Genomic DNA, 10,581 nt, shown 5'->3' with positions numbered 1-10,581 from the left:
GTCTGGCGCTGAACCTGCGAGCTTACGACTTCGTGTCGCAAGAGATTCGCGCAGCGGAGGACCCTGAATTTGAGACGTTCTACACGAAGAACATCTTGCTGAACGAGGGCATCCGCGCTTGGATGGCCCCTCAAGACCAGCCACACGAAAACTTTGTCTTCCCTGAGGAGGTTCTGCCCCGTGGTAACGCTCTCTAATCCAGTGGTTGCGGGCAGTGGCCGCGACCAAGAGTCATCTGGTTTTGCTTGGTGGGCTGGTAATGCCCGTCTAATTAGTCTGTCTGGTAAGCTGTTGGGCGCTCACGTCGCTCACCAAGGTCTGATTGTTTTCTGGGCTGGAGCGATGACCTTGTTTGAGGTGGCTCACTTTGTGCCCGAAAAGCCCATGTACGAGCAAGGCTTGATCCTGCTGCCTCACTTGGCGGCTCAAGGCTGGGGCGTTGGCCCTGGTGGTGAAGTGATCAACACCTTCCCCTACTTTGTCGTGGGTGTATTGCACCTGATTTCTTCTGCGGTACTTGGCCTAGGTGGTATCTACCATGCTGTCCGTGGTCCTGAAACCCTAGAAGAGTACTCCTCCTTCTTTGGTTACGACTGGAAGGACAAAAACAAGATGACCACCATCATCGGCATTCACCTGATCCTGTTGGGAGGCGGTGCTCTGCTACTGGTGGCTAAAGCCATGTTCTTTGGTGGTCTATACGATACTTGGGCACCAGGCGGTGGTGATGTGCGGGTTGTCACTAACCCCACTTTGAACCCAGCCACAATCTTTGGCTATCTGTTGAAGTCTCCTTTCGGTGGCGATGGCTGGATTGTCAGCGTTGACAACTTAGAAGACATCGTCGGTGGTCATATTTGGGTCGGCCTGGTCTGCATTTTCGGTGGTATCTTCCACATTCTCACTAAGCCTTTTGCTTGGGCTCGTCGCGCTTTCATCTGGTCAGGTGAGGCTTACCTCTCCTACAGTTTGGGTGCTCTGTCCCTGATGGGCTTCATTGCTTCTTGCTTTGTTTGGTACAACAACACTGCTTACCCCAGCGAATTCTTCGGTCCTACAGGTCCTGAAGCGTCCCAAGCGCAAGCAATGACCTTCTTGATTCGTGACCAGCGCTTGGGTGCAAACGTTGGTTCTGCTCAAGGTCCTACAGGCCTTGGTAAGTACCTGATGCGCTCCCCTACTGGTGAAATCATCTTTGGTGGTGAAACCATGCGCTTCTGGGACTTCCGTGGTCCTTGGTTGGAGCCTCTGCGTGGACCTAACGGCTTGGATCTCAACAAAATCAAGAACGACATTCAACCTTGGCAAGTGCGCCGCGCGGCTGAGTACATGACGCACGCTCCTTTAGGTTCTTTGAACTCTGTAGGTGGTGTGGCAACCGAAATTAACTCTGTTAACTTCGTGTCTCCTCGCGCTTGGTTGTCAACTTCTCACTTCGTGCTCGGTTTCTTCTTCCTAGTCGGTCACCTGTGGCACGCAGGTCGAGCACGGGCTGCTGCGGCTGGTTTTGAACGCGGCATCAACCGTGACACCGAACCCGTACTCTCTATGCCTAACCTTGACTAAGACTTTTTCTAGCGAATTTGTCTGAACTATTAGGTAAATAATTTCAGGCTCCTGCTTTAACGCAGGAGCTTTTTTTGTATTTAAGCAACCTGTGCTTTTATGTGGGAATGAAGTTTGGAATGATAGAAGTGAAACACAAACCTAAGGAAGACCCATATGCGTGAGTCAGATCTAACCGATGCCCTCCGATGGACTCCTGAAGCGAAAGTTAAATTACAAAATATTCCTTTTTTTGTGCGATCGCAGGCACGGCAGCGGATTGAGCATTTAGCGCGGGAGGGAGGGTTGGATACGGTGACGGCTGAGCTGGTAGAGCAAGCTCGCCTAGAGTTTGGCCAATAGGGTCTAGTTCAGGAAGCGCTGCTCAAACAAGTTTTCAATCAACTGTCTGCGGTATTCATCGCAGTCACAACTGCTTGCTGACTAACAGCCGTATAGATAGAGCGCAGGTGCTCCATAACGACCGGGGAGGGAGGCTGAGTAGTTGCACTGGTCGCCGCTTCTGGTTTTATAGCAATAGGACCAAGCACATCCAAGATGGTTTCTGTACTGGGAGGGGGCGCGATGACTACCAAAGAAGACTCTAGCTGTTCGTTGTAATGCCAAAACTGCTCGATTTTTAGCGGTGCAATGGGTTGCGGGCGATCGCTCACTGATTCTTCTGGAGTTAATGCTGTGCCCTCACTGCTAGTACTCCGCATTTGTCGTAGGGCAGCGATAATTTGCTCTTTGGTACGCCCCCGCAGTTCAAACAAGACAAACGGATCTTCACTAAAGCGATCGCCCAACAGGTAATAAACGGCCCCAATGTGCTTGCAGGGGTTCGCAGGATCAGGGCAAGAGCATTTGCTATGAATATCAAATCGTGTGAGTGGAAACAAGCTCAAACCATTACTAGTGAAGACTTCTTCAATGCTTTGAGGCATTTCCCCTGCTAAGAGCTTGGCTGAGAAAATTGCTCGCTGGGACATCGTTTCAATCACATACCCCCACTGTTCCTCAGTAAACGGATCGAGGGAAAGCGAGACTTGATAGGGTTCAGGAGCAGTACCTTGGACTAGAGCAGACACCTTTGGCCCTTGAAACTCTAGCGACAAAACATTGCCTTGCCGAGCATAGTTGCGAGCCCGCTCCAAGCGTCGTCGCCAGCCAAAAGACTCCAAAACATCTACCCAGCGCTGCGCCCACCATTCACGGCTGGGTTGGAGAGAAACGCCATCTGCTGCCGTGGTGGCTTTAGGTGGCTCGTTATTTTTAGTCGAATTGGGAGAATAATGGGTCATTCTGTGTCCTCATCAATCACAGCGCTGCGATCGAGCAAGAGCAAGTTGCGGAGTTGGTCAGTGTCCATCTCAGTTAGCCATTGTTCACCAGCCCCGACAACTTGCTCGGCTAGAGCTTTCTTGCTTTCAATCAATTCATGAATTTTTTCTTCCAAGGTGCCGTTGCACACAAACTTGTGCACTTGGACATTCCGAGTCTGACCGATGCGGAATACCCGGTCGGTGGCTTGGTTTTCGACTGCTGGGTTCCACCAGCGATCGAAGTGGAAGACATGGTTGGCACGAGTCAGATTGAGTCCTACCCCACCTGCCTTGAGGGAAAGAATAAAAATTCTCGGCCCCTGAGGGTCTTGTTGAAAGCGATCGACCATTTCCTCGCGTTGCTTCTTCGAGGTGCTGCCGTACAGGAACGGAATTTCTTGCTTTAGTTGTTTTTGCAGATGGTCTTGCAATAATTTGCCCCACTCGGCAAATTGAGTAAAGATTAAAGCGCGATCGCCTTTAGTGGCACCCACTTCCTCACTTGTGGCTAAAATTTCTTCCAGCATCTCCTCCAAGCGCTGAAGCTTGCCAGAACGGCTCTTGAAGGATGAAGCAGTTTTGTTTTCATCCTTCATCCCTCCTCCTTCATCCTTCAACAAAGTTGGGTGATTACAAATCTGCTTCAGTTTCACCAACAGCGCTAGAATCATGCCTCGTCGCTTGATGCCTTCAGCGTTTTCAATTTCGGATAGGGAGGTATCGACCGCTTGTTGGTATAACTTGGCTTGCTCGGCGGTGAGTCCACAGAAAATCGTCATTTCCTGTTTTTCGGGCAAGTCTTGGATAATGCTGCGATCGCTCTTGAGACGACGCAGAATAAAGGGTTGTACTAGCGATCGCAGAGTTTTGAGGGAAGCCGTGTCGCCGTAACGCTCTACTGGGATGGCAAACCGTCGCTGAAAGAAGTTCTTTGGCCCCAGATAGCCAGGATTGAGAAAGTCCAAAATGGACCACAACTCAGAGAGACGGTTCTCTACCGGAGTACCCGTCAAGGCAATACGAAAGTGGCTTTCTAGCTGCCGTACCGCTTGCGATTGTTTAGCCTCTGGATTTTTAATATTCTGGGCTTCATCCAACACTACCCCTTGCCAAGTAACAGTTTGCAGATCTTTGAGGTCTCGTTGAATAAGCGCGTAACTCGTAATGATTAAATGTTGACCTTTAACGGTTTTCGCAAAGACTTTTCCTTTGGGGCGCTTGTCGCCGTGATGCACCATGACTTTGAGGGTAGGACCAAATCTCTTCACTTCCCGCTCCCAGTTACCTAACACTGAAGTGGGGCAGACCAAGAGAGTGGGCTGTTCCAACGCTTTTTGTTCCTGTAGATGTAACAAGAAAGCAATCAGCTCTACGGTTTTCCCCAAACCCATATCGTCCGCTAGGCAAGCACCCAAGCCCCAGCGCTCTAGAAAGGCCAGCCAGCCAGCGCCACGGGCTTGGTAGGGACGCAACTCTCCCTTAAAGGTAGTGGGAGTGGCGATCGCTTCTACGGCTTGGCTACCAGAGGTGAGGGCATTGATTAGCTCTTGTAGAGCACCAGAGGCTTCAAAGCTGACGACAGGGAGCTTTTCAATCACTTGCGTGTCGCCTGTACTAATTCGCAGGGCATCTTCCAAGGAGAGGGCCATCTGGTCTTTGCGTTCGGCAAAGAAATTTTGAGCCGCACGAATATCTTGGGGCCGCAGTTCCACCCACTCGCCGTTGATTTCGACTAAGGGGGTATTCAGAGCCACTAGGCGATCGAACTCGCCTTTGGAAAGCGTTTGCCCCCCAATCGACAAGCCCCAGCGGAAATTCAGTAAGCTTTGGAGTCCTAGACGGCGATCGCCCGCGATAGAAGTCTCTGCTTGAATTTTCAGTCCTAAACGGTTGGCCCAGCCCCCTTGGTTCGCTAGCCCAGGCGGAAGAAGCACACCAAAACCACTATCTTGTAAGCGCCAAGCTGCCGTTTTAATGAACTCATACACCTGCAAAGCGGTGAGGCGACAAAACTGGGGTCGTTGCTCGTGCAAGCTGGGTTCTAGCAACGGATACAGTCGTGAAGCCAGCCCTAAGCCTGCCAGTAAGGTTTCTTGGGGTCGCTCAATGGTGCGGCCTAGATACACTAATCGCTCAACGGGATTGCTCCAGATGGTGGGGGCACTCAGCAAAAAGTCGGCATCGTTGGCTGCTTGCAAGAAATACTCCAGGAGCCATTCGGTTTGCCCGCTGACTGGAGGGTGTAAATAGAAGCAAGTCCGAAACCGTTGTTGCTCGGCCAAATAATCTTGGAGCGGGGCCGTCCAAGTCTGCAAAGCAGTTTCTAAACGCTCTAGGGTCGCTGGATCGCTCGTTATCAATCCAGATTCAGCGCTCAATGCTTGAAGCCACAGTTGCAGAGCTGGGTCAATTGCAGTTTCTGGCTTGCGGCGATCGCCTGGGACACTAGTAGAAGCCAAAGGGCTAGCGATCGCTCTAACTTGGGCATCCAAAGTACTGTTTAAGAATCCTCGAATTAAATCCTGTGGTGCCAGGGGTAAGTCCAAGGCTTGGGCCTGGGGTGTAGCAGAGGGCGCAGCTTGATAAGTACGGCAAACCGCAGGTAAGTGCTGCTTAAATTTCTCTAGTCTTTCTTGATCCGTCGCACTGTCGAGCAGTGATTGCCAACGAGCCACTCCGCTACCACCATTGGTTTGCACCATCGGCAAAAATTTTCCTCTTGCCAGCAGATCCAGGCTCCAGCGGGCCATGTGAGACCAAAACCGCAAATCATCGCCCACAAAGGAATCTTCGGCACCAAAAGAACTCAGCGGCAAAGCCTGGAGAAACTGCATTGCCGCCAGCGGAGGGAGACAAAATCCCTCAACTCGCCAAGGAGATAGGCAAAGCGTATCGGGTGTCGCTTCAGCCTCGGTAAGCGCAGCAGCAGAATGCTGAGGCAGGAGAGTTGTGGCTGTGACCCAAGTGGGTAAAGCTAACACTTGCGATCGCCAGGTGAGCGTACCATCAGCAGCGGCAACAGGCTCAACAGCAATTACAGAAGCAGAGGTAGCGCTACTCGTAGCAGTACGTTTACGGGAACGTCCAGCAGGCGTTGGGCTGGCTATGGGTGGGGAAGAAACGGAACTAGTAGCAGAAGCTGGCAACGTCCACTTGAGCCTGCCCGCTTGGTGCAGCGATCGCAGAAGATCCACTAACTCGCTGGGTGCGATCGCAAAAGGATGCTCTGGAATCTGCTCAGTAGCAATGGCCGTATCGTCAGCAATCCGTCGCCAAGTCTCACCCCAGACAAAAAAACAGCCTGCGAAATCAAGAGACGGAGCATGCTCTCCTAGTTCTGAGGCACTCTGATGAGCAACATTTCTGGAAGTTTGCAGTAACCAACTACCGTGTAAAATTGCCATGCGATTTTAAGTTGCCGAATTTTATCAGGATTAAAAGTTGGAGTAGAACCTACCGAAGCTAACCAGGCGCATAGTCATGATTTTCTCGAACTAAAAACTCTTGGCTGACAACTCTTTCGCTGATCACTTGATGAATATCCAGTTGCCGCTTTACAAAATACTTCGAAATGGAATGTCAACCGAGTTAGATCGGATGCAGCTTGCCGATCGAGAGTCGGTTCGGGAACTGCTGAATATTGTCATTACTGAAGGCCAAACCTATCCCCAAATACAACCTCTGAGCGAAAGCGAATTTGTAGCTTATTGGGCGAGTCATGATGCTTTTGTCGTGCGGGCAATGAACGATCTAGAGGGCCAAAAATCACCAAAAATCTTAGGAGCGTTTTATCTCAAACCAAACTTTCCGGGACGATGCAGCCATCTCTGCAATGCTGGGTTTATTGTGCAACCAAGCTTAAGAGGCCAGGGAATAGGGCGGTGGATGGAAGAGACGATGTTAGCGATCGCCCCCACTTTGGGATATAAGGCCGTAATGTTCAACTTGGTGTTTGCCACCAATACCCCTTCCATCAGCCTATGGCAATCTTTAGGATTCAGCACCATTGGCCGCATTCCCCAAGCCGTACAGTTGGCTGAAGGCTGTCAAGTTGATGCCCTCATTCTATATCGGTCTTTAAGCTGAATGTGCTTATCAATAACTTGTTGAACCCTCTGATCAAATCGCTGTCAATCGCGGCTGTCTCTAGCGTCGGCTCCATCACCAATCAGGCATGAGGCGATCGCAGGGCAGGGAGACAAAAGTAGCCATTTGCTTGAACAATTCCCGACCAAAAATCCTAATTAATTATTGTTTAGTTAGATGACTAAAGATTGAGGATTAGTTAAGAAATTGCTCTAGCTAATTCCTCTGCGCGATCGCCTGCAAAGACTCTCCTGTAAAGGCAGCACAAGGTCATCAGTGCTACGATTGCCTCAGAAGAAAAAAATAAGAACAACAAAGGAACGAACGCTACATGGTAGAGATAGACAAGTCAATATCCTTTGATGGACGGGATATTCGACTTAAGGTTGGTTTGCTGGCCCCTCAAGCAGGTGGGTCAGTGTTAATTCAATCGGGCGATACGGCGGTTCTAGTGACGGCTACGCAAGCAGCAGGGCGAGAAGGAATTGATTTCCTGCCCTTGCTGGTGGACTACGAAGAAAGACTTTATGCAGCAGGTCGGATTCCAGGCGGATTTCTCCGGCGTGAGGGTCGTCCCCCGGAAAGAGCAACCCTGACTAGTCGCCTCATTGACCGTCCGCTGCGTCCCCTATTCCCCTCTTGGCTACGAGATGACATTCAAGTGGTGGCAACCACCGTGTCAATGGATGAGCGAGTCCCTCCCGATGTGCTAGCCGTAACGGGAGCTTCGATTGCAGTCCTGTTAGCGCAGATTCCCTTTAATGGCCCAATGGCAGCCGTGCGCGTCGGTTTGGTAGGTGATGATTTTATTATTAACCCGACCTACAGCGAAATTGAGTCTGGTGATTTGGATTTGATCGTTGCAGGCTCCCCTGATGGCGTAGTCATGGTGGAAGCAGGCGCGAACCAATTGCCTGAGCAAGACATGATCGAAGCAATCGACTTCGGTTATGAAGCGGTGCGGGACTTGATTCAAGCACAGCGTGACTTGCTAGAGGAGTTGGGACTGGCCTTAGTGCAAGCAACCCCACCCGAAGTTGACTCCACCCTAGAGACTTTTATCCGCGATCGCGCCACCGCTCAGATTAAAGAGATTCTGGCCCGCTTTGAACCGGACAAGAAGGTACGGGATGCCGCTTTAGATGAGGTCAAAGCAGCGATCGTCAGCGAGATTGCCGCATTGGAAGAAACTGACCCGGTGCGAGTCGCCGCCGCAGCCAACTCCAAAGCTCTAGGCAACACCTTCAAAGACATCACCAAAACCCTCATGCGTCGCCAAGTGATTGAAGACGGGGTGCGTGTAGATGGGCGGAAGTTGGATGAAGTACGGCCCATTTCCTGTCGTACCGGGGTGCTGCCCTCGCGCGTACATGGCACTGGCCTGTTCAACCGAGGCTTGACTCAGGTGTTGTCGGTTGCCACGCTAGGTACTCCTGGCGATGCCCAAGAGCTGGACGACCTGCACCCCGACGAGCAGAAGCGTTACCTGCATCACTACAACTTCCCCCCTTACTCGGTGGGCGAAACTCGACCCATGCGATCGCCTGGTCGCCGGGAAGTGGGCCACGGTGCCTTAGCAGAACGCGCACTGGTGCCTGTGCTACCAAGCCAGCAAGAATTTCCCTATGTGATTCGGGTCGTGTCTGAGGTGCTGTCTTCCAATGGTTCCACCTCGATGGGTTCGGTCTGTGGTTCTACCCTAGCTCTCATGGATGCGGGCGTACCAATTACCAAACCTGTCAGTGGTGCAGCGATGGGTCTGATTAAGGAAGGCGATGAAATTCGGATTCTGACAGACATCCAAGGCATCGAAGACTTCCTAGGTGACATGGACTTCAAAGTCGCTGGAACCGACAGCGGTATCACGGCGCTACAGATGGACATGAAGATCACTGGGCTATCAATGGAAATCATTTCCAAAGCGATCGCCCAAGCCAAACCTGCCCGGATGCACATCCTAGAGAAAATGTTGGGGACAATCAACCAACCTCGCCAAGAACTCTCCCCTTACGCCCCTCGCCTGCTGACCATCAAGATCGACCAAGACTTGATCGGCATGATCATTGGCCCAGGTGGTAAGACGATCAAAGGCATTACCGAAGAAACCGGAGCCAAGATCGACATCGAAGATGATGGCACCATCACGATTTCGGCAGTCGATGGCGAAAAGGCCATGCGAGCTCGCAACATTATCCAGGGCATGACGCGCAAGCTAAATGCAGGAGATGTTTACGCAGGCCGTGTGACTCGGATTATTCCGATTGGGGCGTTTGTGGAGTTCCTCCCTGGAAAGGAAGGCATGATCCACATTTCTCAGTTGGCCGAGCACCGTGTCGGTAAGGTGGAAGATGAAGTTGCCGTGGGCGATGAAGTCGTGGTGAAGATCCGCGAAATTGACAATCGTGGCCGCGTCAATCTCACCCGTCTGGGCATCCACCCAGAGGAAGCTGCTGCCGCCCGTGAAGCTGTAACTGTGGAATCTAAGTAACCTCAAGTTTTAGTGGGTGGTGATTCAAGTCACTCACTAGAAGTCTCAGGAAGCGATCGCTTTTTCCTAACTTTAAGGAAGGGCGATCGCTTTGAGTTTAATTTCTCAACGACAAGAATAGGTAAAACTGCCCCCCGAAAGCCTTAAACTGGAGGTTGCATTTCAAAGTGTTGTGAGTTTGGCTGAAGCACCCGTGCGCAAAATCGTTATTGCTGGCAACTGGAAAATGTACAAAACCCAGGCAGAGTCCCTGGAGTTTTTGCAAGGATTTATGTCCGAATTGGATGCAACCCCAGATGAGCGGGAAGTAGTCGTTTGCGCTCCATTTACAAATTTAGGGCTATTGTCGAAGAGTCTGCATGGCAGTCGAGTCCAGTTGGGCGCTCAGAACGTTCACTGGGAAGATGCGGGTGCCTATACGGGTGAAATTGCGGGTGCCATGCTAGCCGAAATTGGCGTGCGCTTCGTAGTCGTCGGTCACAGCGAACGCCGACAGTACTTTGGCGAAACCGACGAAACTGTAAACCTGCGCCTAAAAGCAGCCCAACGGCATAGCCTCACCCCCATCTTGTGTGTAGGTGAAACCAAGCAACAGCGAGACGCGGGCGAAACCGAAGCCGTGATTTTTAACCAGTTGGCCCAAGACTTGGTAGGAGTTGACCAGCAGAATTTGGTGATTGCCTACGAACCGATCTGGGCGATCGGCACTGGCGATACTTGCGAAACAACAGAAGCCAATCGCGTCATTGGTTTAATTCGTCAGAAATTGACCAATGCCAATGTCTCAATTCAGTACGGTGGGTCTGTCAAACCAGACAACATCGACGAAATTATGGCTCAACCAGAGATCGACGGTGCTTTAGTCGGCGGGGCCAGTCTAGACCCCAAGAGCTTCGCTCGGATCGTGAACCACCAAGCTTAGAACCGGGCCAGAGCAATTCCCTAACCTCGGTATCAGATCTTGCGTAGGGGCGAACAGCGGTTCGCCCACATAGTCTTTGGGCCAGTAATTTAACTAACTAGACGGGAAATCCCCATCCTTCTACAAGGTGGGGATGAGATGTCGCGGCAATGGAGTAAAGCGGAGTTGCCCTACTATCTATCGGGTTTTACGAACTCTCGAATTAACTCTCTCAA

Annotated in this window: 8 protein-coding genes; 6 read left to right on the top strand and 2 right to left on the bottom strand. The window is 51.4% G+C overall.

All coding sequences use genetic code 11. The features are described 5' to 3' along the window. The 3 genes from KME12_27450 to KME12_27440 form a co-directional block, all read left to right on the top strand. Positions 1–197 (top strand): photosystem II protein D2 (locus KME12_27450; GenBank protein ID MBW4491498.1); only part of this gene is annotated, 197 nt, incomplete at its 5' end. Beyond that, positions 181–1,566: a photosystem II reaction center protein CP43 gene (gene psbC / locus KME12_27445; GenBank protein MBW4491497.1), complete on the top strand. Its 1,386-nt coding sequence runs from the start codon at positions 181–183 to the stop codon at positions 1,564–1,566. The genes KME12_27450 and psbC, both read left to right, overlap by 17 nt. 156 nt (positions 1,567–1,722) lie before the next feature. Further along, positions 1,723–1,908, top strand: coding sequence for a PCP reductase family protein (locus KME12_27440; GenBank protein MBW4491496.1), 186 nt, complete (start codon positions 1,723–1,725; stop codon positions 1,906–1,908). 38 nt (positions 1,909–1,946) lie between these two features. Here KME12_27440 and KME12_27435 read toward each other — a convergent pair whose 3' ends face one another. Further along, positions 1,947–2,729, bottom strand: coding sequence for a metal-binding protein (locus KME12_27435; GenBank protein MBW4491495.1), 783 nt, complete (start codon positions 2,727–2,729; stop codon positions 1,947–1,949). 116 nt (positions 2,730–2,845) lie between these two features. After that, positions 2,846–6,274 carry a DEAD/DEAH box helicase gene (locus KME12_27430; protein ID MBW4491494.1) on the bottom strand — a complete coding sequence of 1,143 codons (3,429 nt, stop codon included), beginning with the start codon at positions 6,272–6,274 and terminating at the stop codon, positions 2,846–2,848. Positions 6,275–6,410: 136 nt separating this feature from the next. On the opposite strand from KME12_27430, the gene KME12_27425 reads away from it, so the two are divergent. The 3 genes from KME12_27425 to tpiA all read left to right on the top strand — a co-directional run bounded on the left by KME12_27425 (position 6,411) and on the right by tpiA (position 10,366). Next, positions 6,411–6,956, top strand: a complete 546-nt coding sequence (locus KME12_27425; protein MBW4491493.1) for a GNAT family N-acetyltransferase — start codon at positions 6,411–6,413, stop codon at positions 6,954–6,956. A 331-nt stretch (positions 6,957–7,287) separates the two neighbouring features. Next, positions 7,288–9,444, top strand: coding sequence for a polyribonucleotide nucleotidyltransferase (locus tag KME12_27420; GenBank protein ID MBW4491492.1), 2,157 nt, complete (start codon positions 7,288–7,290; stop codon positions 9,442–9,444). A gap of 193 nt (positions 9,445–9,637) precedes the next feature. Continuing rightward, on the top strand, positions 9,638–10,366 hold the full coding sequence (tpiA, locus tag KME12_27415) for a triose-phosphate isomerase (GenBank protein ID MBW4491491.1): 729 nt from the start codon (positions 9,638–9,640) through the stop codon (positions 10,364–10,366). Positions 10,367–10,581 lie beyond the last annotated feature (215 nt).

The sequence above is a fragment of the Trichocoleus desertorum ATA4-8-CV12 genome (assembly GCA_019358975.1).
GTDB lineage: Bacteria > Cyanobacteriota > Cyanobacteriia > FACHB-46 > FACHB-46 > Trichocoleus > Trichocoleus desertorum_A.
Note: the sequence above shows the minus strand (reverse complement) of the source record. Positions and strands in the feature narration are given on the sequence as shown.

Bases quoted from the DNA above. Each gene is read 5' to 3' on its own strand.
- KME12_27430 (MBW4491494.1), bottom strand. From the start codon at position 6,274: ATGGCAATTTTACACGGTAGTTGGTTACTGCAAACTTCCAGAAATGTT.
- KME12_27420 (MBW4491492.1), top strand. From the start codon at position 7,288: ATGGTAGAGATAGACAAGTCAATATCCTTTGATGGACGGGATATTCGA.
- KME12_27440 (MBW4491496.1), top strand. From the start codon at position 1,723: ATGCGTGAGTCAGATCTAACCGATGCCCTCCGATGGACTCCTGAAGCG.